Raw genomic sequence first — 23979 nt, 5'->3', positions numbered from 1 at the left:
GGTGTTGCCGCTGGCGGTTTCGCCCTTACGGCGAGTCACTTTTTTCAAACGCCAAAAAAGTAACCAAAAACGCTGGGCCCCGGCGTTCGGCACCTCGCTTTGGCTCGGTGTTCCTTCGCTCCGGGATTCATCCGGGGGCATCGCCTCCGGTTTGCTTCGCTGCACCTCCTCTCGATGTGTTTGGCTTCGCCAAACGGCGCTTCGCGCCCACCCCCGGATAAATCCCTCCACTCAGCCTGCCGATGGGGCCGGCACGTCAAAAGCGCTACTTGAGCTAACGCTCATCGTGTTGAGTGGGGCGGCTGCGCCACATGCTGTGGGGTCTCCTACAGCTTTTTCAGAATTCTCTGATATTGAGGCGGTCCGGTCTGGGGTGTTGTACTCGGTTCTCTGTTTTTATGAGTGATCGGGAGGTTTTTTGTGAAGAAGCCGCCGGTATTGAAAGGACGGTCCGATCCGGTGTTCGACTTGTTGGCGCGGGCGCCGCACAAGCAGCATCTGGTGGATTATCTGGCGCTGCTCAAGCCCCTCGATGATCGGGGGCGTTATTTGCCTTTCGAGGATTTGCGCTATCGCTGGGCGCCGGGGCTGGACGCTCGTTTGTGTTGGGCGCTGGTGAAGAGGGCGAGGGCTGCGCAGTACATCAATCTCCTGCCATTGGGTGAGCCGCCGCAGTGGGGCAAGTATTTGCTGACACCCTCGGCCCGGAAAACCCTTTCGGCCGTCGATCTGCAGACGACTTCCGCTTCGCTGGAGTGCATGACCGGGCAGATCGGCGAACGGTCGCATTTCAGTTATTTGCTCAATGATCTGATCGAAGACGAAGTGATCGCCAGCAGCCAGTTGGAAGGTGCGGCAACGACCACGCGAGTTGCCAAGGACATGCTCAAGTATCAACGGCAGCCGCGCACGCCGGATGAGCGCATGGTCATGGGCAATTACAGGATGATGAATTTCGCCTGGGAAAACCGTTACCAACCCTTGAGTGTCGACTTGATCGCGGCAATGCATCGGGTGGGCGTCGAGGGGATCGATGACGAGCAATACAGTCCCGGTTTTTTCAGGACGAACGATGAAGTGGTGGTACAGGATGGCGAGGGCAACACGGTGCATACACCGCCGCCCGCTGTCGGAGTGGTGATGCGTTTGCAGAGACTCGTACGCTGGATCAATCAGCCACTCGGCTCACCTCAGGAAAAGGACTACCTGCACCCGTTGATCAAGGCGATCACGCTGCATTTTTCTCTGGGCTACGAACATCCGTTTCGCGATGGCAACGGACGGGTTGCGAGGGCGTTGTTCTACTGGTTCATGTTCAAGCACGAATTTTCGGCATTTCGCTACATTGCGATCAGTCCTTTGCTGCGCAATGCGCCGGTGAAGTACGGGCGGTCGTATTTGCATAGCGAGGCCGATGAGCTGGATCTGACGTATTTCATCGAGTTTCAGTGTTCGGTGATTCAGCGTGCAGTCAGTCGCTTCACGGATGTCTACCGCAAAAGCCTGGCGTACACGGAAGACTTTGAGCGCTGGCTGATGGCGTCGGGTTTTTTCGAGCGGCTGACGCAAAGGCAGCGGGCGCTGTATCAGGTGGCCAAGAGCGGAGTGGCGAAGGAGTTTACGGCGAGCAACGTGAGTGAACACTTGGGTTGTTCTTGCAGCACCGCGATGTCAGCGCTAAACGGGCTGGTCGAGTTGCAGGTCTTCGAGAAAAGGAAAATGGGCAGCGAGTGGGTGTTCTTTTTACGCAGTCCAGCCAGTGTGTTGAAGGACGGGAGCGAGTTGTCTCGCTCCCGTGCAGCGTTGGCCTAGAGGCTGCCAAACACCTTCTTCGCCAGACTCGTCGCCGCAGCGGCGGGGTTCTTGCGGATGGTTTCTTCCTGTTTGCCGATCATCTCGAACAGACCGTTCAGTGCTTGTTCGGTCACGTAGCTTTCGATGTTGGCGCTCTTGGAATCGACCACGCCCAACGTCGCAGCCTGGCCGGCGAACGCGTTGTACTTCTGCGCCACGCCTACCTTGTCGGTCGCCTGTTTGACGATCGGCAGAAACCTGGCGCGGATCTGTTCGCGGCTGGATTTGTCCAGGTATTGGGTGGCGGAGTCGTTGCCGCCGCTGAGGATGCCTTTGGCGTCGGCCACGCTCATTTTCTTCACGGCGTCGACGAGGATCGGCTGGGCCTGGGTCACGGCGGTTTCCGCGGCCTTGTTCATGGCGGTTTCCAGTTCGTCGACCTGGGCGCCCATGCCGAACGCTTTCATCTTGCCGGCGACTTTGCCGAGTTTGCCCGGCAGTTCGATTTTCACGTCCGGGTTGTTGCTGAAGCCGCCCGGGGTGCCGAGTTGTTTGACGGCCAGTTGCGCGCCCTGGGTCAGGGCATCCTTGAGGCCGCCGGTGGCGTCGCCTTGCGACAGGTCGCTGAGGGACAGGGCCAGTGCGTTGGCGGAGATCATCAGGCCCGCGCACAGGCCGGCGAAGCGTAGGGTAGGGCGGAGCATGAAAGCTTCCTTGTTCAAAAGATTTAGCGGGCGGCGTCGACGCGGACTTTCAGCGGCTGAGGATCCTTGCCATCAAGCTGCACGGCATGGTTTTCGGTGGTGATGAACATCAACTCGCCGTTGACCTCGATGCGTGCGCTGACCGAGTAGCGGTGGCCGGGTTTGACCTGGGTCGGATCGTAGCTCAAATGGAACGGCAGCGGCACTTGTCCCTTGATCGGGCCTTTCTGTTCGTCGAGCACTACCGCGGGCGCATCGGCCAGCGAAACGTCCTGAAGGCTCACACTCAAGGTCGCGCTTGGCGGCAGGGCGATGCGTTGCAGGTAGAACACTTCGCCGTCGAGGCTCGCTTTGCCGCTTGGAGTGGTGGACTGGCAAGCACTCAACACGGTGGCGGCGGCGAGAAGAGAAAGTTTTTTCATGGGGACCTCAAAAGACTTGGGCGCCAGAGGGGCGCCCAAGGAAATCTAGCGGATTTTGGATAACGAGTCAGTGAACAAACGTAACGGTTCATTCAGCCACTGCTCGATTGCCCGCAACAGGCGCGATTGGGGCGGACGTGTCGCGGGTAAAAGTTCGATAGCTTCAGGAAATACGGACAGCCGTTGGTGATACCTGTTTTCTATCCCCGTCAGTGCATACCGTTTGCCCGGCACAACATGCGCTGGATCATATTTAAGATAAAACGAAATGGCAGTTTCCTCATCGTGAGAAACGCGCGCCAGTTCGACATCGGGACTTTCTTTTTCATGCAGGCTGATAGTGATTGCCTGTTCGGGTGGAATCATTTCGGGTTCCTGCACTTCAACATACAAGTAACCGATCGGACTCAAATGCAGCGTCTGACGGTGGGGCGCCTGATGAACAATGACGAAATGTTCCTGCTCCAGCAGCAAGGGTTGTCCGTTGTGAAAGAGCTGGACGGTGACACGATATTTAACGCTGACATCAGTGAGTCGGTGGGGAAACCGGAAGTTCCACTGACCGTCGACGATGGAAGGATATCTCCAGTGTTTGACGCTTGTCGTTTGCCGTGTATTGATCAGTTGAACATCGACGACGGTTTCATTGTTTCCGTCGAGAGGGGCGTTGAAGTCGGGTGGAAGACTGAACGTTACATTGATGGTCTGGGGGGATTCATTCAACTGGCTCATATCGATTTCCTTATCGATTAAAAGAGCCCATTAATTCATAAAACAACTAACCGGAAAACGATCCGGTCCGCCGGTTAGTTGTCTTCAAGTTTCAGCGGGGCGGGGTGGATGCCGTTTCCGCTGCATCTTCACTGCGATGCAACGCTACCTGACGGATCGACAATCGAATCTCCGCCGGCAGTACCCGTTTCGCTGCACCTTCGGCCAGTTCGCCGAGCAGTTCGTGGTAGCTCAACTTGCCGGCTTCGTCGCGGCGCAGCACGTCGAGGTCGAGCAGGGTCTGGATGAAGTGGCGGAACAGGCTCTTGTCGAAGAATTCCGGGGCGTTGAGGCCATGCAGGATCGACAGGCGCTGGGCCATGACCGTGCACAGGTCTTCCAGTTCTTCAGCGCTGATGCTGTTCTGCCCGGCATTGAGCAGCAACGATACGGTCATGTAGAAGCGTTGCAGGGTCTGGGCGATGCTTTTCGACAGCAGGGTCAGCAGCACGAAATGTCGTGAGCTCGGTGCCGGGCGCAGGTAGACGTCTTTCTCGAAACGCAGCAGACCCTGTTCGACGAACGCTTCCAGCCACTGATCGATCACCGCATCCAGTTCGTCCAGGGTCCAGCGGATGAACAGCTCCGATTGCAGGTACGGATACAGTGCGCGGGTGTAGCGCAGGATCTGCTCGCGGCTCATGCGCGAAGTGCTCTGGAAGAAACTCGCCAGCAACGCCGGCAGGGCAAAGATGTGCAGCACATTGTTGCGGTAGTAGGTCATCAGGACGGCGTTCTGCTCGTCCAGATACAGAATCTTGCCCAGCGCATCGTTCTGCTCGGACAGCAGGTCCATGTCCTTCACATGCTCGATCAGCGCCCGGCCATCGCCTTCCGGCAAGGTGGTGTGCGGCGAGTACGGAACCTTGCGCAGCAGCGCCAGGTACAGATCGAGCACCCGCGCCATGGCCCGGTCATCGAGTGCCAGGCGGGTGGTCGACAGCAACGCCAGCGCCACCAGGTTGACCGGGTTGATCGCCGCCGCTTCGTTCAGATGCTGCGCGACTTTTTCGCCCAGGCGATTGGTGGTTTCGTTGAGCCAGGCCGGTTTGAACTGCGGGCCCAGTTCCTGCTGGCGCCAGCCCGGCTGTTCGCTGTCGAGGAATTCCGCCAGTTTGATCGGCTCGCCGAAGTTCACCGCCACCTGGCCGAAGCGCTGCTTGAGCGCGCCGATGACTTTGAAGATGTCGAAGATCGATTCCTTCTTCTTGCTCGCGCCGCGCAGCTCGCCGAGGTAGGTGCGGCCTTCGAGCACGCGCTCATAACCGATGTACACCGGCACGAACACGATCGGCATCCGCGACGACCGCAGGAAGCTGCGCATGGTGATCGCGAGCATCCCGGTTTTCGGTTGCAGCATGCGCCCGGTGCGGGAGCGACCGCCTTCGACGAAGTACTCGACCGGGAAACCTTTGGTGAACAGCGTGTGCAGGTATTCGTTGAACACCGAGGTGTACAGCGGATTGCCCTTGAACGTGCGGCGCATGAAAAACGCCCCGCCACGGCGCAGCAGACTGCCGATCACCGGCATGTTGAGGTTGATCCCGGCGGCGATGTGCGGCGGGGTCAGGCCGTTGCGGAACAGCAAGTAGGACAGCAGCAGATAGTCGATGTGGCTGCGGTGGCACGGCACGTAGATCACTTCGTGACCCTGGGCGACTTTCTGCACGCCTTCGATGTGGTTGACCTTGATCCCGTCGTAGATCTTGTTCCAGAACCAGCTCAGTACCACTTCCAGAAAACGGATCGCGGTGTAGGTGTAGTCCGAGGCAATTTCGTTGCCGTAGCGCAGGGCCTGGGCCTTGGCTTTTTCCAGGGAGATGTTTTCGCGTTCGGCTTCGTCGAGGATCGCTTGCTTGACCAGTGGCTGGTTGAGCAGGCCTTTGACCAAGTTGCGGCGGTGGGAAATGTCGGGTCCGATCACGGCAGCCTTGAGGTTGCGAAAGTGCACCCGCAGGATCCGCTGGGCCATGCGCACGGTGCGCTCGTGGCCCTTGTTATGCTCGATCAGTTCGCGCAGGTGGATAGGCGCGGAAAACTGCACGCGGGTCTTGCGCCCGAGGACAATCACGCTCAACAGGCGACGCAGACGCCCGGTGACCGCCCAGCTGTCGGCGAACAGCAGCTTCCACGGGCTGTTTTCGCTGTCAGGCGACTGGCCCCAGAACACGCTGACCGGAATGATCTGCGCGTCTTCGGCGGCGTTCTGGGTGAGCGCGCTGACCAAGCGAGTCAGGGTCGGTGGCGCACCGCGCTTGTCCTGGCGACCGAGCCAGTCCGGGTCCGGCGTCAGGTAGAAGAACGCCGCCGGCTCCAACAGATTTCCGACTGACACCGCCAGCACCGGGCGCGGCAGTCCGGCCTTGGTGCATTCGGTATCGACCACCGCCAGATCGGTCAGCGATGGGTTTTGCAGGACGTAGAACACCGGACGAGTGCGGTCGAGGTTGAGGGTGAACGACGACTGGTTGATCGTCTCGGAGCGAACCCAGAGATACAACAGTCGGCGCAAGGTGCCAAACACAAGACGGCGGAACGGGGAACGGGTCATACGGCTTCTGCGTGAGTGGATAAACCGAGCGTTTGCTCGGGCGGTCGATAGTGTGCCGGATTCATGGAAAATCGGCAAAAAAGCGGCGAAGTAATCTCCTGTTGAGAGTTTTGCCGCCTGTCATATACTCGGCGATCTGTCGCCGGGGCCCTTTTATGGACGTCGGACGCAGGCTGACGTTCCTCAAAGGCTTTCCTGCGAAAAGCCTGTTCAATAATAAAAAAGGAGTATGAACAGATGGCAACACGTGAAACCGGCAACGTGAAGTGGTTCAACGACGCCAAGGGCTACGGCTTCATTCAGCGCGAAGACGGAGTGGACGTATTCGTGCACTACCGCGCGATCCGCGGTGAAGGCCACCGTTCGCTGACCGAGGGTCAGCAGGTTGAATACGCGGTGGTGGAAGGGCAGAAGGGCTTGCAGGCTGAAGACGTTGTAGGCCTGTAACGCAAATCTTCAGAACACCAAAAATCATTGTGGGAGCGGCGGTTCGACGCTTCGACTTGCTCGCGAATGCGGTGTGTCAGTCAGCATTGATATCGACTGGTACATCGCATTCGCGAGCAAGCCCGCTCCCACATTGGTTCTGTGTCGCCGGTTTTACGCAGTTTTCCAGGTGATCTCTTCTTCACCATCGGCGCTGATCCGAATCCAGCGATCCGCCGTCTCTTCACCTTCCTCTTCAACCCATGTCCCCGGCGCGCAGCGCACTTCAACGTTCAGCGCGGCAAAGGCGGCGCGGGCGCAGGCGATGTCGTCGTCCCATGGCGTCTGGTCGCTTTCCAGGTACAGGCTGTTCCACTTGCCCACGGCTTTCGGCAGCCAGGTCACCGGGATGTTGCCGGCCTTGCACTTCCAGGTCTGGCCTTTTTGTACCCAGTCGCTGCACGGGCCAAGGGCTGCGCCCAGCCAGGTGGAAATGGCCTTGTGGTCGACGTCGGCGTCTTTCAGGTAAATCTCGATGTCCGGTTGGCGCATGGATGTCCTCACTGCGGGTCTGAAAAATCCATTCGCGGATTTAGCCGGCCCCGGGCTACTTGCCCGAGTCCAAAAGTTATTGAAGAACGAAATAATCGTAGCGCATCGACACGGTGGTCACGAACGGCTCGGCCTGCTCGATCACTGCCCTGCGGCGTTCGGCACTGGCGCGCCAGCCGTGAGGTGTCATCGCCAGCAGGTTGGCGCGATCCTCGGGCTTGTCCAGCGTCAGTTTGAATTCCAGCGTTTCGCTGTGGGCCAGCGCCATGCCTTCCGGCACCAGGGCCAGGTGCTTGTCGTCGGTGTATTCGCGCACTTCATCGTACAGGCGTTCGCGCAGTTCCATCAGGTGGCCGCTGGTCGGGCCGACTTTCATCAGGCCGCCGCCGACACTGAGCAGGCGTTTGGCTTCCTCCCAGTCCAGCGGACTGAAGACGCTGGCCAGAAACTGGCAGCTACCGGAGGCCAGTGGCACCCGGGCCATGCTCGCAATCAACCAGGTCAGCGCCGGATTGCGTTTGCAGGCGCGCTTGACCGCTTCCTTCGAGATGTCCAGCGCGTAGCCGTCGGCGTCCGGCAAGGCCTCGGCGATCTGCGCGGTGTAGTAACCCTCGCCACAACCGATATCGACCCAGCGCGCCGGCGCATAACCCGCCGCCAGCTCCGCCAGGCGCTTGGCCACCGGGGCATAATGCCCAGCGTTCAAAAAGTCGCGGCGGGCCTCGACCATCGCCTGATTGTCGCCAGGGTCGCGGCTGTTCTTGTGCTGCACCGGCAACAGGTTCAGGTAACCCTGGCGCGCGCGGTCGAAGCGGTGGCCGGCAGGGCAGACCACGCCGTTGTCCACCGCGTTCAGCGGTTCACTGCAGATCGGGCACGCAAGCATCAGGCAAGCAACTTGATCAGGGTCTGGTAGTAGATCTCGGTCAGCACGTCGAGATCGGCCGCCAGCACGCGCTCGTTGACCTGGTGGATGGTCGCGTTGACCGGGCCCAGTTCAACAACCTGAGTGCCCATGGTCGCGATGAAACGACCGTCGGAGGTACCGCCGCTGGTGGACGCCTTGGTCTCGCGACCGGTGATGTCCTTGATGCTCGAAGACACCGCGTCGAGCAGAGCGCCCGGCTCGGTGAGGAACGGCAGACCGGACAGCGCCCAGTCGATGTGCCAGTCCAGGCCGTGCTTGTCGAGAATGTCGGCCACGCGTTTCTGCAGGCCTTCAACGGTTGATTCGGTGGAGAAACGGAAGTTGAACAACGCCACCAGATCGCCCGGAATCACGTTGGTCGCGCCGGTGCCGGAATTGACGTTGGAAATCTGGAAACTGGTCGGCGGGAAGAAATCGTTGCCGTGATCCCAGTGCTCGGCGGCCAGTTCGGCCAGAGCCGGGGCAGCGAGGTGGATCGGGTTCTTTGCCAGGTGCGGATAGGCCACGTGTCCCTGCACGCCGCGCACGGTCAGTTTGGCGCCGAGGGAGCCGCGGCGACCGTTCTTCACCACGTCGCCCACCAGCGTGGTGCTCGACGGTTCGCCGACGATGCACCAGTCCAGACGCTCGTTACGGGCGGCCAGACGCTCGACCACGGCCTTGGTGCCGTGATGGGCCGGGCCTTCTTCGTCGCTGGTGATCAGGAACGCGACCTTGCCCTTGTGATCCGGGTAATCGGCGACGAAGCGTTCGGCCGCCACAGTCATCGAGGCCAGGCTGCCTTTCATGTCCGCCGCGCCGCGCCCGCAGAGCATGCCGTGCTCGTCGATCACCGCGTTGAACGGGTCGATCTGCCAGGCGGTCACCGGACCGGTCGGCACCACGTCGGTATGACCGGCGAAGCACAGCACCGGGCCGTCGCCTTTGCCGTGAGTGGCCCAGAAGTTATCCACATCTTCGATGCGCATCGGTTCCAGCTGGAAACCGGCATCGCCCAGGCGCTGCATCATCTGCTTCTGGCAATCGGCGTCGACCGGCGTCACGGACGGACGGCGGATCAGGTCGATGGCGAGTTGGAGGGTCGGCGAAAGGTCGGCGTGGGCCGTCATGGAAAACTCCGGATGCTGTAAATGTGGGAGCGAGCCTGCTCGCGATGATGATGTCCTGTTCAACATAAGTGCTGAATGTGACGGACTCATCGCGAGCAGGCTCGCTCCCACAGGTCTAGGGGCAGGCCATCGGGGCCTCGGCCCTGCAAAATGGCGGTTATCTTAAAGCAAAACGGCGACCATTGGCCGCCGTTTAGTGCTTCGTCGAGGAATTAGACGACAGGTGCCGGTTCAGGCGTCGCCGAAGGTTTTGGCAGCGACGACAGGAACGCCATGATCAGCGCCGCTACGTATGGCAGCGACTGCACCAGCAGCATGGCCACCCAGAAGCGCATGTCGTTGCTCGGAATGCCCTGCACCAGGAAGATCCCCAGCGCCGCGCCCCACAACAGCAGCATGATGAACAGCTCTTCCCGGGCCTCGGAAATCGCCACCCAGAAACCATGGTTGTCGGCGTTTTTCGGGGTGCGGAAGAACGGAATGCTGCTGGTGAAGAAGCCGTACAGCACCGCTTTGGCGATGGTGTGCGACAACGCGAGACCGGCCAGTGCCGCGCAGAATGCATCCTTGAGGTTCACGCCCACGGCGCGACGGTAGAGGAAGATGATCTTGCCGACCTTGAACACGAACAGCGCCAGCGGCGGGATCGCGAAGATCAGCAGCGGCGGGTCGACCCGTTGCGGCACGATGATCATCGCCGCCGACCACAACAGTGCGCCGACGGTGAAGAAGATGTTCATGCCGTCCGCCACCCACGGCAGCCAGCCCGCGAGGAAGTGGTAACGCTGGCCGCGAGTCAGCTCGGTGTCCTTGCCGCGCAGCAGGCTGCGGGTGTGACGCTTGATGATCTGGATCGCACCGTAGGCCCAGCGGAAACGCTGCTTTTTGAAGTCGATGAAGGTGTCCGGCATCAGACCCTTGCCGTAACTGTCGTGGTAATACGCAGCCGACAGGCCTTTCTCGAACACGCGCAGACCGAGTTCGGCGTCTTCACAGATGCACCAGTCGGCCCAGCCCAGTTCTTCCAGAACCGAGCGACGGGTCATGGTCATGGTGCCGTGCTGGATGATCGCGTCGCGGTCGTTGCGGGTGACCATGCCGATGTGGAAGAAGCCTTTGTATTCGGCGTAGCAGAGCTTCTTGAAGGTGCTTTCGTTCTGATCGCGGTAATCCTGCGGCGACTGCACCACGGCGATTTTCGGATCGGCGAAGTGCGGCACCATGTGTTTGAGCCAGTTCGGGTGCACGCAATAGTCGGAGTCGATCACCGCGATCACTTCGGCGTCCTTGGCGGTGTGCGGGATCAGGTAGTTCAGCGCGCCGCCCTTGAAACCGGCCAGGGGCGAGACGTGGAAGAACTTGAAGCGTGGACCGAGGGTTTCGCAGTAGTCGCGCACCGGTTCCCAGACCGCCGGGTCCTTGGTGTTGTTGTCGATGATCAGGACTTCGAAGTCCGGATAGTCGAGGTTGGCCAGGGCGTCGAGGGTCTGTTTGACCATCTCCGGCGGCTCGTTGTAGCAAGGCACGTGAATCGAGACCTTCGGGCGGTAGTTCGAGTCGCCGACCACCGGCAGGAATTCACGGCGACGCTTGTGAATCCACACCGCCTCGGCCAGTTCATGAGCCTCGGTCAGTAACACGATGAACACCCCGAGCGCACCGAGCGCCAGCAGGAAACCCACCGTCAGGCTGAACCACGTGCTGTATTGCTGGCTGTAGTCGTAACCGATCCACACCAGCACCGAACCACACAGGAACGCGATAAAGGTCAGGAAGGTACGACCGCGCTGGCGCAGGGCCGAGCCGTCGATCATCAGCAGGGTCAGCGACAACAGCGCCAGCACTACCGAGCCAATGGCCAGCACGCGCCATTGCGGGATCGCCACCACCGGGCCTTCGAAGTTGAATTTCTGCTGGCGCGCGGCGTTGAACACGCCCCAGTAGGCGCCGACCGAACCTTCGTCGCTGGCCTTCCACGGCTGGTCAAACGCTTCGATCACGAAGTAGTTGAAGCCCTGACGGTTGAGTTTGTTGACCAGCGTGCGCAGGTAGATGGCCTGATCCGCCGGCGACGCATCGGCACCACCGCGCATGCGGCCGTTGCTCGGCCAGCCCACTTCGGACAGCAGCAGCGGTTTTTTCGGGAACATCTTTTTCAGGTCGCGGGCGCGGTCGAAAACGAACTGCCCGGCCTTGTCCACTGGAATGAATTCCCAGTAAGGCAGAACGTGCGCGGCGATCAGGTCGACGTGCTTGGCCAGCTCCGGGTGCTCTTCCCAGACGTGCCACTGTTCGGAGGTGGTCACCGGCACTTTCACGGCCGCGCGCACGCGGTCGAGCAGCACGCTGAGTTCCTGGGCAGTGATTTCCTTGCGGAAGATCGCTTCGTTACCGACCACTACGCGAACCACACTGCGCGAAGTGTTGGCCAGTTCGATGGCGCGGGTGATTTCCCGCTCGTTGCGCTCCTGGTCAGGGCTGATCCAGATCCCCAGCGTCACGCGCAGGCCGAATTCTTCGGCCAGTTTCGGGATGTCCTGCAGGGAGCCGTCGACCGAGTAGATGCGGATGTTGTCCGTCAGCTTGCTCATGATCTCCAGGTCGCGGCGCATTTCATCGTCGGACGGATACTGATCCTTCTGCGGGAACTGTCCTTGCTGGAACGGTGAATAGGAGAAACCGGAGATCTGCTCCGGCCAGTTCGGCGCGGAGACGGGGCGGTTGATCAGCGCCCAGAAACCGGTGAACAGGGCGGCGATTGCCAGAACCACCACCAGGTTGAGTCCAAATTTACGCGATGACATAGCTGTGTCGGGTTCCAAGGTCTGTGGAACGAAGGGTCGGCTGGTTGACGCCTGAGGGCGCGCATCCTACACCGGCAGTTCGCCGAGTCCTACAACAGACAGGGAAATGCCGGACATTGGGCAATCCAACCCGACTTAAGTTCTTTCGTTTCAGCATGTAAGGCAAATCTTTGTTACGTGCAGCTTTAATTAAAGCAGGCAGGTTCGCCGTTCATAGCGCAAAGGTGCTCTTGGCCGCCGACGGCCCTATAATGCGCGCCGGTTTTTGGGGTAATGGTCATGAGTACAGAAGATCCGCGGTTTGCAGGCATCGCCCGCTTGTATGGCATCGAGGGCCTCGAGCGCCTGCGTGCAGCCCATGTGGCGATTGTCGGCGTTGGCGGCGTCGGTTCCTGGGCGGCGGAAGCCATGGCCCGTTGCGGGGTCGGCGAGATTTCGCTGTTCGACCTCGACGACGTCTGCGTCAGCAACGCCAACCGCCAGTTGCACGCGCTGGACAGCACGGTCGGCAAACCCAAGGTCGAGGTGATGGCCGAGCGTCTGCGCGGGATCAACCCGGACTGCAAGGTACATGCTGTGGCGGATTTCGTCACCCGCGACACCATGGCCGAATACATCACGCCAAACATCGACTGCGTGATCGACTGCATCGACGCCGTCAACGCAAAAGCCGCGCTGATCGCCTGGTGCAAGCGCCGCAAGATCCAGATCATCACCACTGGCGGCGCTGGCGGGCAGATCGATCCGACGCTGATTCAGGTCTGCGACCTCAACCGTACGTTCAATGATCCACTGGCCTCGAAAGTGCGCTCCACTCTGCGTCGCGATTACGGCTTCTCGCGCACTGTGACCCGTCACTACAGCGTGCCGTGCGTGTTCTCCACCGAACAATTGCGTTACCCGAAACCGGACGGCAGCATCTGCCTGCAGAAGAGTTTTGTCGGCGATGGCGTGAAGCTGGACTGCGCCGGCGGGTTTGGCGCGGTGATGATGGTGACGGCGACGTTCGGTATGGTCGCGGCGACCAAGGCCGTGGAAAAGATTGTGGCGGGCGTTCGGCGCCCGGCGGATCGGGTCAAGCCTCAGGCCTGAAGCCCAGGGCTGCGTAGCAGCCCTTTTACTGCGCCAGCTCGTTCATCCGCTGCAGCACGGCATTCAAGCCGTTGCTGCGCGACGGCGACAACTGCCGCGACAGCCCCAGTTGATTGAACCAGTCCGGCAGATCGATTTGCTGCAACTCAGCGGCAGACAAGCCGTTGACCCGCAACAGCAGCAACGCCACCAATCCGCGAATCATCCGCGCATCGCTGCTCGCCGCGAACTGCCAGTGACCGTCGCGCAATTCACCTACCAGCCACACCTGACTTTCACAGCCGTGCACGCGGTTGGCCTCGCATTTGTCCGCATCGCTCAACGGCGGCAGGCGATCACCCAACTGCATCAACAGCCGCGCCCGCTGTTCCCAGCCCGCGGCGTTCTGAAACGATTGCAGCGCTTCGGCGGCCTCGACCGGCAGGCTCATCGCAATAGCTCCAGCGCCTGATCCAGCGCTTCAAAGAAACGCTCCAGATCTTCGGAATCGTTGTACAGCGCCAGCGACACGCGAATCGCCCCGGCCAATTCGAATCGCTTGAGCAGCGGCATCGCGCAGTGGTGCCCGGCACGTACAGCGATGCCCTGTTCGGTCAGCAAGTGCGCGAGATCGGCGTTGTGCACGCCTTCGACGACAAAACTGGCCAGCGCCAGTTGCGGTTTGCCCAACAGACGAATGCCGTTGCGGGCGGCGAGACCACGCAACAGGTAATCGTGCAGCGCCGCTTCGTGGGCGGCCACCGCGTCCTGATCCAGACCGGCCAGATAGTCGAGGGTCGCACCGAGGCCGATCACGCTGGCAATCGGCGGCGTGCCCGCTTCGAAACCCAGCGGAGCAGGGCGGAAACGGGATTCGTGATAATTGGCTTCCAGAACCATTTCGCCGCCGAACTGCCACGGCCGCAGTTGCTCAAGTGCGCTGTTGCGCCCGAACAGCACGCCGAGGCCATCGGGGCCGTAGAGTTTGTGGCTGGAAAACACGTAAAAGTCGCAACCCAGTGCCTGCACGTCATGCCGGCCGTGGACCACGCCTTGAGCGCCATCGACGACGGTCAACGCATTTTGTGCCTTGGCCATCGCCAGCAGGGCCGGCAACGGTTGCCACGCGCCAAGCACGTTGGACAACTGGCTGACCGCCAGCAAGCGGGTGCGCGGGCCGATCAGGTGAACGGCAGCAGCGAGGTCGATCACGCCGTCATCGTCCAGCGGCAGGATCACCAGTTTCAGGTCGCGACGTTGTGCCAGTTGCTGCCACGGCAGCAGATTGGCGTGATGCTCCAGGGCGCTGATGACAATTTCATCGCCCGGATGGAAAAGAGGTTCCAGGCCATAGGCCAGCAGATTCAGCGCACTGGTGGCGCCGTGGGTGAAGATGATCTGCCCGCTGTCACCGGCATTCAGCCACTGGGCAACCTTCAGGCGACTGTCCTCGAACGCCTGCGTGGCGTGGGCGCCGGGCAGGTGCTGGGCACGGTGTACGTTGGCCGCGCCATTGGCGTAGTAATGCGCCAGCGCGTCGAGAAAAGCCTGGGGTTTTTGCGTGGTGGCGGCGTTGTCCAGATAGGTCTGGTCTTGCCGTTGCAGGGCGGCGATGGCCGGGAAGTCGGCGCGCCAGGGGGAGGGAATCATCATCTGTTCAGCCCTGTGAACTTGGGCGGATATACACCGAACCTTGTGGGAGCGGGCTTGCTCGCGAATGCGTCGTGTCAGTCGAAATCAAGGGTGACTGACACACCGTCTTCGCGAGCAAGCCCGCTCCCACAGAGGTCACAGCGGCGCTTAGTTGTGAGCGTGCAGCGCTTCGTTCAGTTCGATCGCCGATTTGTGGGTCTTGCATTCCACGGCACCGGTTTCCGAATTGCGACGGAACAGCAGGTCGGTCTGGCCGGCCAGTTCACGGGCCTTGACCACTTTGACCAGGTTGTTGTGCTCGTCCAGCAGCGCCACCTTGGTGCCGGCCGTCACGTACAGGCCCGACTCGACGGTGTTGCGGTCGCCCAACGGGATACCGATACCGGCGTTGGCGCCGATCAGGCAGCCTTCGCCAACCTTGATCACGATGTTGCCGCCACCCGACAGGGTGCCCATGGTCGAGCAACCGCCGCCCAGGTCCGAACCCTTGCCGACAAACACGCCAGCGGAGACGCGGCCTTCGATCATGCCCGGACCTTCGGTGCCGGCGTTGAAGTTGACGAAACCTTCGTGCATCACGGTGGTGCCCTCGCCCACATAGGCGCCCAGACGCAGACGTGCGGCGTCAGCGATACGCACGCCGGCCGGTACCACGTAGTCGGTCATTTTCGGGAACTTGTCCACCGAGAACACTTCCAGCAGCTCGCCGCGCAGACGGGCTTCGAGTTGCAGCTCGGCCAGTTCGCTCAGGTCGATGGCACCCTGGCTGGTCCAGGCCACGTTTGGCAGCAGCGGGAAGATCCCGGCCAGGCTCACGTCGTGGGGCTTGACCAGACGATGGGACAGCAGGTGCAGTTTGAGGTACGCCTCAGGGGTCGAAGTCAGTTGCGTGTCTTCGGCCAGCAGGGTGGCGACCAGCGGCTTGTGGCTTTCGGCCAGACGGGTCAGCAACTTGCCCTGTACCGCATCGATGCCTTTCACGGCTTCAGCCAGTTGGGCGGCTTGTGCGGTGGTGAAGGTGATGGCCTGGTTGCCTTCGGTGTAGCCGAGAATCGGTGCAACAGCGGCGACCAGTTCGGCCGAAGGATTCAACAGCGGCTGGGCGTAGAACACTTCAAGCCACGCCCCTTGACGGTTCTGGGTGCCGACGCCGAAGGCGATACTGAACAGAGAGTTGGACATGTGAATACCTCTACAAAAAGTGACGGGCTGCTTACTTGAGGGCGGCCGCGTAGATATCTGGCTTGAAGCCAATCAGGGTTCGGTCACCGAGATCGAGCACCGGGCGCTTGATCATCGAGGGTTGAGCGAGCATCAGTTCGATGGCTTTCGACTGGTCGAGATCGGCTTTGCGTTCGTCGTCGAGTTTGCGAAAGGTCGTGCCCGCACGGTTCAACACCGTTTGCCAGCCATGCTCGTCGCACCATTGGGTCAGGTGCTCGCGATCAATGCCGGCGGTTTTGTAATCGTGGAAGTCGTAGCTGACAGCGTGTTCATCGAGCCAGGTGCGCGCCTTCTTCATGGTGTCGCAGGCTTTGATGCCGAAAAGGTGCAACGTTTTGCTTGAAACGGTCAAGGAATCGCCCCCTTTACAGGTGCTGAAAAAAATGGTGTCGGATTATGCCATGACCAAACCGTTTCGCGGCGGCCGAGGTTGATTTCCCGGACGGGGGCTGCGACATAGGTGCAACGGTCACGCACAGCCTAAGCGGCTAATATGGCAGTTCAACGCTGTCGATTGTCCGGGATTTCCGCTTTATGCAAACCGCTTATACCGTCCTGATCCTGCTGATGCTGGTCAGCGTCTCGCGTCTGGTCGGACGGGTCATCCCGTTGCCGCTGCCATTGGTGCAGATCGCCGCCGGAGCCTTGCTGGCCTGGCCGACTCTTGGCCTGCATGTGGCTCTGGATCCCGAACTGTTCCTGTTTCTGTTCCTGCCGCCGCTGTTGTTCTCTGATGGCTGGCGCATGCCCAAACGCGAATTGTGGCGTCTGCGCGGGCCGGTGCTGACGCTGGCGGTCGGGCTGGTGCTGTTCACCGTGGTCGGTGCCGGCTACTTCATTCACTGGCTGCTGCCGACGATTCCATTGCCGGTGGCGTTCGCGCTGGCGGCGGTACTGTCGCCGACCGACGCCGTGGCTGTGTCGGCGATTTCGCAGAACCGCTTGCCGACACCGTTGATGCACATGCTGCAAGGCGAAGCGTTGATGAATGATGCATCGGGTCTGGTGACCTTCAAGTTCGCGCTGGCGGCGGCGGTCACCGGTGCATTCTCGCTGGCCAATGCGAGCCTGACGTTTGTGCTGGTGGCGGTTGGCGGGCTGGCGGTCGGTGTTGCACTGAGCTGGCTGGTGGGCCGCTTGCGCGCCTGGATGATCGCCCGGGGCTGGGACGATCCCGCCACTCATGTGGTGTTCATGTTGCTGCTGCCGTTTGCCGCTTACGTATTGGCCGAGCGACTCGGCGCCTCGGGCATTCTCTCGGCGGTGGCAGCGGGGATGATGCAGAGCTGGCTTGATCTGCTGCCGCGCCAGACCAGCACCCGCCTGCTCAATCGCAGCGTGTGGTCGCTGCTGGAGTTTGCCTTCAACGGATTGATCTTCCTGCTGCTCGGCCTGCAATTGCCGGACATCATCAAAGCGGTGGTCAGCCACGAAACGTCGTTGTGGCCGACGCTGCTTTACCGCTGCCTCGACGTGATGGCTATTTTCCTGGCGCTGGTGCTGCTTCGCTTCATCTGGGTCCAAAGCATCTGGCGTCTGTCGGTGCTGTTGCGACGGTTACGCGGCAAGGGCGAGCTGACGCAGGTGCCGACCGCTCGTTCCTGCTGGCTGCTGACCGTCGGCGGGGTGCGCGGTGCAGTCACCCTGGCGGGCGTGATGTCGGTGCCGATGCTGATGGGCAGCGAGGCCTTTCCGGAACGTGATCTGCTGATCTTCATCGCCGCCGGGGTGATCCTGATGTCGCTGGTGGCAGCCTGCATCGCCTTGCCGTTGCTGCTGCGCGGAATCCAGAAAAGCCCCGACGACAAGCGCCGCCAGGAAGTCCACGACGCCTGGCGCAAGACCGCCGAAGCGGCGATTCATGCGCTGGAGATCGAAGAGGTCACCCCGCAGGACGCTGCGCAAGCGGCGTTGTCGGCGGAGCTCAAGGCGCGGATCATGTCCGAGTATCGCCATCAACTGGAGGTGTTCAACGATTCGGCCGAAGCTCAGGCGCTGGCATTCCAGATGGATCTGCTCGAACGCCGTTTGCGCCTCAAAGCGCTGCGCGCGCAACGCCTTGAGTTGTACAGCCTGAGTCGTCAGCACCAGATTGGCGATGACGTGTTGCGTGAAGTGTTGGGGGAGCTGGATTTGAGTGAGGCGAATCTGGGGCAGGTCAAATAATCGCGTCGACCTGTCCCATGCGGTTACGCCGTTTGTGCCGCAGGGAACGGATAGGCCTTCGCCATGAACGCCTTGTCCTTGTCGCTGAGCACCAGATTCAGATCAATCTTGAAGTCGCCAAGGGTCCAGTTCTGGCGCACGGCGTAATGCATGATCGACTTCGGATCGTAAGGCGTGTAGTCGAAATCGCTGGCGTCGAGCAGGTTGAAGTAGCGTTCATCGACAGATCGGCGTGCGTAATCGCCCTCATCGGCGTCTTCGGCCACCCCGTGCGCGGCGTAAACCGCAGGCTTGTTCCACGGAATGTTTGACGCCGGATGAAGGTGCTCATGTTCGGCCCCCAGCGCATGTCCGAACTCGTGCATGACATTGGCGGCGAAAAATGCCGGGGCGCGCAAGTCAGGCGACAGCCGCATGGTCGGGCCTTCCTCGATCAGCAGCGCGTTGGTTCCGATCATCGACCAGTAAATGCCGGGTTCGCTGCTGATACGGATATCCCCTGACTCACCCTCTACAAAATCGAACGTCAGGTTGATATGGGGCAGCCAGTTGTTGGCCGCGGCTTTGACGGCGTCCTTGAATGCTTGATCCCCACTCAGAAAGGCGATACGCAAGCTCCGGCCTGGCGCCCAGAAGTAAGTGTGTTTCCCGACGGCTCGTTTTTTACGAGCGGATACCGAGTTTCCTGCATTGGCAGGATTCTCGGCGATGGCAACTTCATGGGCGCGGTGGAAAGACACCGGTTTTTCTGTCAGGCAAAGTGTTGTGGCGTTCATGTTATCTATCCGTACTTATATTGATTCAGTGGGCTGCTGTTTATTCCGGGCAGGTTGAGCCGGAAGGCAGGGGCGGCCATAAGTTAATGTAGAGTGCGGGATGAATGAAGTTGAAGGGTATTTCGTGATGTTGAAAGTTCGCGAGGTGTTGCACCTCGCGAACGATGTACTACAGGTGTTTTTATTGTTTCGGGTAAAGCAGTCGCATGAGCCGTTTGTCTTTTTTACTGATCCGTCGATTGATCGGTATTTCCCAGTTGCCCACAGTCAATGTATTTGCCACAGGATGATGCATGATCGATTTTCGATCGTAGGAAGTGTAGATCGCGTCCAGTGTGTCGAAAGATGCGAACAGATTTCTGTCCACCTGTTCTTCGGTCAGGGGATTCATTTCACGGGTTTTGTAGAACTCGTACACTTTTGGCTTATCCCACGGAATATTGGCCCTGGGGTGCTGGTGCTCATGCATCGCCCCCAGTGCGTGGCCGAATTCGTGGATCACGATGACCTCGAAGTCTTCGTGCTGCGGCTTCACTCCAAGATTCATGGTGGGGTGGTCGGGGTGTATCAACAAGGCGTCAGTGCCCAGCATCGAGCTGTTGTTATTGTTTTTTGTTGCGATCCGGATGTCGCCTTTCAAATCATCGACAAATTCAAATTTAAGGTTGATGTACGGTAACCATTGGCTGGCAGCCGCGATAATTTTTTGTTTGTGGTCGGCATCCGGTGAATCCATGAAAGCCACTTTCAGGGTTCGCCCGTTGGCCCAGAGTTTTGAATAGTGAACGATGGAGCGTTTACGTCGAGTACCGGAACTTGTACCGGCATTGGCGGGGTTTTCATTGATGGCTGCGGTGTAGGCGGCTTGATCATCGGGCCACTGAACGAGCTGGCAATCCAATAGAGTGTCCATGTCGACTTCTTCCTTGAAGTTTAAAATTTTGAATGCAGTTGAGCGCGCGATTGTGCGCGGTTCAAGACTAACGTCTGGCCGACAGGGAAGTGGAGTAAATAGTTGGAGGATCTGTAACCTGATGTATGAAGTGCCCGTGCCGGATTGCCCGGCACGAACGTTCAGCCATTACTTGTGACGCAGGACGAAATCGCGGATGCGTTCGGCCGCTTCCACACACTCCGCCAGCGGCGCGACCAGCGCCATGCGCACGCGGCCGGCACCGGGGTTGACCCCGTCGACATCCCGGGACAGGTACGAACCCGGCACCACAGTTACATGTTCCTCGGCAAACAGATCACGGCAGAATGCTGCGTCATCACCTTGCACGTTTGGCCACAGGTAGAAGCTGCCATCCGGACGCTGTACATCCATCACGGGGCTGAGGATCGCCAGCACGGCATCGAACTTCTCCCGATACAGCGCACGGTTGGCACGTACATGCACTTCGTCGTTCCATGCGGCAACGCTGGCCAGTTGCGTCTGAACCGGCATCGCGCAGCCGTGGTAGGTGCGATACAGCAGGAAGCCCTTGAGGATGTCGGCATCGCCGGCAACAAAACCGGAGCGCAGGCCCGGCAGGTTCGAACGCTTGGACAGGCTGTGGAACACCACGCAGCGCTTGAAGTCCTTGCGACCCAGTTCGGCGCAGGCGCTGAGCAGGCCCGGCGGCGGGGTCTGCTCGTCGAAGTACAGCTCGCTGTAGCACTCGTCGGCGGCGATCACAAAGTCGTATTCGTCGGCCAGGGCGATCAGTTTTTTCAGCACGTCGACCGGAATCAGCGCGCCGGTCGGGTTGCCCGGCGAGCACAGGAACAGGATCTGGCAGCGCTTCCAGATGTCCGGCGAAACCGCGTCGAAGTCCGGGTTGAAGCCGTTCTCGTCCAGGCATGGCAGGTAGTGCGGTTTGGCACCGGCGAGGAACGCAGCGCCTTCGTAGATCTGATAGAACGGGTTCGGGCTGACCACCAACGCGTCGTCGCCGCGGTTGACCACGGTCTGGGTGAAAGCGAACAGCGCTTCACGGGTGCCGTTGACCGGCAGCACGTTGCGCGCCGGGTCGATCCAGCCGCTCGGCACGTTGAAGCGACGTTCGCACCAGGCGGCAATGGCTTCGCGCAGGGCCGGAATGCCAAGGGTGGTCGGGTACACCGCCATCTGATCCAGATTGTTCGCCAGCGCCTCGGCGACAAAGCTTGGCGAGCGGTGTTTCGGCTCGCCGATGGACAGCGCGATCGGGCGCTTGTCCGGGTTCGGCGTGACGCTGCCGAGCAGGGCGCGGAGCTTTTCGAACGGGTAGGGCTGCAACTGGGTCAGAGCGTTGTTCATCGGTGCGGGATCTCGTGCAAAGCGGTTGAATCCGGGCGCTCAGTCAAATGCTGATGCGCGACAGGTTGATATCGGGTTCCTGATTGACGCTGAGCTGCTCGACGATGGCATCCTGCAAACGGCTGCACAGCAGCGGGTCGGACAGCGGCTGATTGTGGGCGTCGGTGATGAAGAACACGTCTTCCACCCGCTCGCCCAGCGTGGCGATCTTGGCGTTCTGCAGCGACAGGTCGAACTCCAGGAAAATCCCGCCGATCCGTGCCAGCAGGCCCGGACGATCGGGGGCGGTGAGTTCGAGCACCGTCACCGGACGCTGGGCGTCGTTGTGGATCGTCACCTGCGGCGCAAAGGCAAAGTGCTTGAGCTGGCGCGGCACCCGGCGCTGGATGATCGTCGGGTAGTCGTCAGGGTTGCGCAGAGCTTCGGTCAGACCGTCGCGGATCTGCTTGATCCGCAGTGGATTGTCGCCGATCGAATCGCCATCGGTGTCGAGCACGATATAGGTGTCGAGGGTGAACTGGCTGCTGGAGGTGATGACCCGGGCGTCGTGAATGTTCAGGTTGAGCTGGTCCATCGCGGCCACGGTCACGGCAAAGAAATCGTGCTGGTCCGGGGCATAGATGAAGATCTGCGTACCGCCCTCGAATTCGCGCTGGGTGGTTTCCTTGATCAGCACCAGCGGCCCGCCGTCGGCCGGCTGCTGGAGAATCGCATCGCTGTGCCAGGCCACATCGCCGGCGGTATGGCGCAGGAAATAGTCATCGCCCAGTTGCGCCCACAATTGCTCGACGTCGTCCGGATCGGTGCCGCCGCGCACCAGAATATCCAGCGCTGCGCTCTGGGTCTGGCGGATCTGCTCTTCGCGATCCACCGGGTTTTCCAGGCCGCGGCGCAGGGCGCGCTTGGTCTCGGTGTAGAGCTGGCGCAGCAGGCTGGCGCGCCAGGAGTTCCACAGGGTCGGGTTGGTCGCGTTGATGTCGGCCACGGTCAGCACGTACAGGTAATCCAGACGAGTCTCATCACCGACCGCCAGGGCGAAGTCATGGATCACCTGCGGGTCCGACAAGTCCTTGCGCTGGGCGGTGGTCGACATCACCAGGTGGTTCTGCACCAGCCAGACAATCAGGCGGCTGTCCCACACCGGCAGTTGGTGGCGCTGGCAGAACGCCTCGGCATCGACCGCGCCGATCTCCGAGTGATCGCCATGCCGGCCCTTGCCGATGTCGTGATACAGGCCCGCCATGTAGATGAGCTCGGGTTTCGGCAGTTTGGCCATGAGCTTGGCGGCCAGCGGGAATTTCTCCGACACCTGGGTGTACTGCAACTTGCGCAGGTGCTTGATCAGATTCAGCGTATGCGCATCGACCGTATAGATGTGGAACAGGTCGTGCTGCATCTGCCCGACGATGAAACCGAATTCCGGCAGGTAGCGCCCGAGAATGCCGTAGCGGTTCATCCGCCGCAGGTTGCGGTGGATGCCGATCTTGCACTTGAACAGCTCGATGAACAGGCTGGTGTTGCGGATGTCGTTGCGGAAGTTGTCGTCGATCAGGTGACGGTTTTCCCGCAACAGACGAATGGTGTCGGCGCGCACACCTTTGATCTCCGGCTGCTGGGCCATCAGCACGAAGATCTCAAGCATGGCGAACGGCGTGCGGCGGAACACATTGTCGTTGCGTGCCTCGATGTAGCCGTCGTGCAGCTGGAAGCGTGAGTTGATCGGCTGCGGCGGCGCTTCGTCTTCCGGGGCGAGGATGACTTCCTCGAAGTGCTGGATGATCAGGTCGCTGAGCTGGGCAATGCTCATCACGACGCGGAAATACTGTTGCATGAAGTTTTCGACGGCCTGTTTGGCGTCGTCGCCTTCAAACCCCAGCAGCCCGGCGATGGTGCGCTGATGATCGAACAGCAGGCGATCTTCTGAGCGGCCGGCCAGCATGTGCAGGGCGTAGCGCACTTTCCACAGGAATTCCTGGGACGACGCCAGCAGGGCGTTTTCACTCTCGACCAGGAAGCCTTCGCCGGCCAGGGCGCGCAGGTTCAGGGTGCCGTACTGGCGACGGGCGACCCAAAGGATCGTCTGGATATCCCGCAAACCACCGGGCGAGCCTTTGACGTTGGGTTCCAGGTTGTATTCGGTATCGTTGTACTTGTGGTGACGGGCCTTCTGTTCGGCACGCTTGGCCAGGAAGAATTCCTTGCTCGGCCACATGTGGGCGGTGCTGGTGACGTCGAGCATGCGCTGACGCAAACGCTCGGGGCCGCAGATGGTGCGGCTTTCCATCAGGTTGGTGACGACCGTCAGGTCGGCACGCGCCTCTTCGGCGCATTCGTCGACCGACCGAACGCTCTGACCGACTTCCAGGCCGATGTCCCACAGCAGTGTCAGAAAACGTTCGATGGAATCGCGGAAGATTTCGTGATCGGCGCTGTCCATCAGGATCAGCAGATCGATGTCGGAATAGGGGTGCAGTTCACCACGACCGTAGCCGCCGACCGCGACCAGCGCGATGTCGGCGTCTTCGCTCCAGTCGAACTGGTCCCAGGCCTTTTGCAGGATGTTGTCGACGAACCATGCCCGGTCTTCGATCAGCCGCCGGATATCGCGGCCGGCACGAAAACGTGCGTCGAGCACTTCACGGGCCTGGCGGATCGCCTTCTTGAACGCGGCGATAGGGCTCGCTTTCAGGGCCAGTTCAGCCTGGAACTGGCCGCGGTCGAAGAGTTCGGGATCCACCTGCGGCATT

General features: G+C 60.6%; 20 protein-coding genes. 4 read left to right on the top strand and 16 right to left on the bottom strand.

Features of this window, described 5'->3' with window-relative positions; genetic code table 11:
* The first annotated feature begins 420 nt into the window (after positions 1–420).
* Positions 421–1812, top strand: a complete 1392-nt coding sequence (locus J5M72_RS19190) for a Fic family protein (protein WP_207866791.1) — start codon at positions 421–423, stop codon at positions 1810–1812.
* Here the strand turns inward: J5M72_RS19190 and J5M72_RS19185 are convergent.
* From J5M72_RS19185 to plsB, 4 genes are all read right to left on the bottom strand, one after another.
* On the bottom strand, positions 1809–2498 hold the full coding sequence (locus J5M72_RS19185) for a DUF4197 domain-containing protein (RefSeq protein WP_207866790.1): 690 nt from the start codon (positions 2496–2498) through the stop codon (positions 1809–1811). The genes J5M72_RS19190 and J5M72_RS19185 overlap by 4 nt on opposite strands.
* A gap of 23 nt (positions 2499–2521) precedes the next feature.
* Positions 2522–2920: a YbaY family lipoprotein gene (locus tag J5M72_RS19180; protein ID WP_207866789.1), complete on the bottom strand. Its 399-nt coding sequence runs from the start codon at positions 2918–2920 to the stop codon at positions 2522–2524.
* Between the two features lie 45 nt (positions 2921–2965).
* Positions 2966–3652, bottom strand: a complete 687-nt coding sequence (locus tag J5M72_RS19175; RefSeq protein ID WP_207866788.1) for a hypothetical protein — start codon at positions 3650–3652, stop codon at positions 2966–2968.
* A 91-nt stretch (positions 3653–3743) separates the two neighbouring features.
* Positions 3744–6242, bottom strand: a complete 2499-nt coding sequence (plsB, locus tag J5M72_RS19170) for a glycerol-3-phosphate 1-O-acyltransferase PlsB (RefSeq protein WP_207866787.1) — start codon at positions 6240–6242, stop codon at positions 3744–3746.
* Between the two features lie 237 nt (positions 6243–6479).
* On the opposite strand from plsB, the gene J5M72_RS19165 reads away from it, so the two are divergent.
* Positions 6480–6689, top strand: a complete 210-nt coding sequence (locus J5M72_RS19165) for a cold-shock protein (protein WP_007954750.1) — start codon at positions 6480–6482, stop codon at positions 6687–6689.
* Positions 6690–6842: 153 nt separating this feature from the next.
* On the opposite strand, the gene J5M72_RS19160 is transcribed toward J5M72_RS19165, so the two are convergent.
* The 4 genes from J5M72_RS19160 to J5M72_RS19145 form a co-directional block, all read right to left on the bottom strand.
* Positions 6843–7220: a hypothetical protein gene (locus J5M72_RS19160; protein WP_169429048.1), complete on the bottom strand. Its 378-nt coding sequence runs from the start codon at positions 7218–7220 to the stop codon at positions 6843–6845.
* Between the two features lie 76 nt (positions 7221–7296).
* Positions 7297–8106 carry a putative RNA methyltransferase gene (locus J5M72_RS19155; protein ID WP_169429049.1) on the bottom strand — a complete coding sequence of 270 codons (810 nt, stop codon included), beginning with the start codon at positions 8104–8106 and terminating at the stop codon, positions 7297–7299.
* A complete protein-coding gene (dapE, locus tag J5M72_RS19150; RefSeq protein WP_169429050.1) occupies positions 8106–9257 on the bottom strand; it encodes a succinyl-diaminopimelate desuccinylase in 1152 nt (383 codons plus the stop codon). Before dapE ends, J5M72_RS19155 begins: the two co-directional genes overlap by 1 nt.
* 212 nt (positions 9258–9469) lie before the next feature.
* Positions 9470–12061, bottom strand: a complete 2592-nt coding sequence (locus tag J5M72_RS19145) for a glycosyltransferase (protein WP_169429051.1) — start codon at positions 12059–12061, stop codon at positions 9470–9472.
* Between the two features lie 273 nt (positions 12062–12334).
* On the opposite strand from J5M72_RS19145, the gene tcdA reads away from it, so the two are divergent.
* Positions 12335–13153 carry a tRNA cyclic N6-threonylcarbamoyladenosine(37) synthase TcdA gene (gene tcdA / locus J5M72_RS19140; RefSeq protein ID WP_207866786.1) on the top strand — a complete coding sequence of 273 codons (819 nt, stop codon included), beginning with the start codon at positions 12335–12337 and terminating at the stop codon, positions 13151–13153.
* Positions 13154–13178: 25 nt separating this feature from the next.
* Here the strand turns inward: tcdA and J5M72_RS19135 are convergent, their stop codons facing one another.
* From J5M72_RS19135 to J5M72_RS19120, 4 genes are all read right to left on the bottom strand, one after another.
* Entirely contained in the window at positions 13179–13583 is a 405-nt protein-coding gene (locus tag J5M72_RS19135) for a SufE family protein (protein WP_207866785.1), read from the bottom strand.
* Positions 13580–14785, bottom strand: a complete 1206-nt coding sequence (locus tag J5M72_RS19130) for a cysteine desulfurase (RefSeq protein WP_207866784.1) — start codon at positions 14783–14785, stop codon at positions 13580–13582. Before J5M72_RS19130 ends, J5M72_RS19135 begins: the two co-directional genes overlap by 4 nt.
* 147 nt (positions 14786–14932) lie before the next feature.
* Positions 14933–15967, bottom strand: coding sequence for a 2,3,4,5-tetrahydropyridine-2,6-dicarboxylate N-succinyltransferase (gene dapD, locus J5M72_RS19125; protein WP_207866783.1), 1035 nt, complete (start codon positions 15965–15967; stop codon positions 14933–14935).
* Between the two features lie 31 nt (positions 15968–15998).
* On the bottom strand, positions 15999–16307 hold the full coding sequence (locus tag J5M72_RS19120) for an arsenate reductase (protein ID WP_042607053.1): 309 nt from the start codon (positions 16305–16307) through the stop codon (positions 15999–16001).
* Positions 16308–16543: 236 nt separating this feature from the next.
* Between J5M72_RS19120 and J5M72_RS19115 the strand changes: the two genes are divergently transcribed.
* Positions 16544–18175, top strand: coding sequence for a Na+/H+ antiporter (locus J5M72_RS19115; RefSeq protein ID WP_169429056.1), 1632 nt, complete (start codon positions 16544–16546; stop codon positions 18173–18175).
* Positions 18176–18198: 23 nt separating this feature from the next.
* On the opposite strand, the gene J5M72_RS19110 is transcribed toward J5M72_RS19115, so the two are convergent.
* The 4 genes from J5M72_RS19110 to J5M72_RS19095 form a co-directional block, all read right to left on the bottom strand.
* Positions 18199–18789 carry a hypothetical protein gene (locus J5M72_RS19110; RefSeq protein WP_347709523.1) on the bottom strand — a complete coding sequence of 197 codons (591 nt, stop codon included), beginning with the start codon at positions 18787–18789 and terminating at the stop codon, positions 18199–18201.
* A gap of 343 nt (positions 18790–19132) precedes the next feature.
* Positions 19133–19864, bottom strand: coding sequence for a M12 family metallopeptidase (locus J5M72_RS19105; RefSeq protein ID WP_169429058.1), 732 nt, complete (start codon positions 19862–19864; stop codon positions 19133–19135).
* Between the two features lie 168 nt (positions 19865–20032).
* Positions 20033–21232: a succinyldiaminopimelate transaminase gene (dapC, locus tag J5M72_RS19100; RefSeq protein ID WP_085712836.1), complete on the bottom strand. Its 1200-nt coding sequence runs from the start codon at positions 21230–21232 to the stop codon at positions 20033–20035.
* A 43-nt stretch (positions 21233–21275) separates the two neighbouring features.
* Positions 21276–23978 carry a [protein-PII] uridylyltransferase gene (locus tag J5M72_RS19095; RefSeq protein WP_207866781.1) on the bottom strand — a complete coding sequence of 901 codons (2703 nt, stop codon included), beginning with the start codon at positions 23976–23978 and terminating at the stop codon, positions 21276–21278.
* Position 23979 lies beyond the last annotated feature (1 nt).

The sequence above is a fragment of the Pseudomonas sp. 58(2021) genome (assembly GCF_017491585.1).
GTDB lineage: Bacteria > Pseudomonadota > Gammaproteobacteria > Pseudomonadales > Pseudomonadaceae > Aquipseudomonas > Aquipseudomonas fluorescens_BT.
Note: the sequence above shows the minus strand (reverse complement) of the source record. Positions and strands in the feature narration are given on the sequence as shown.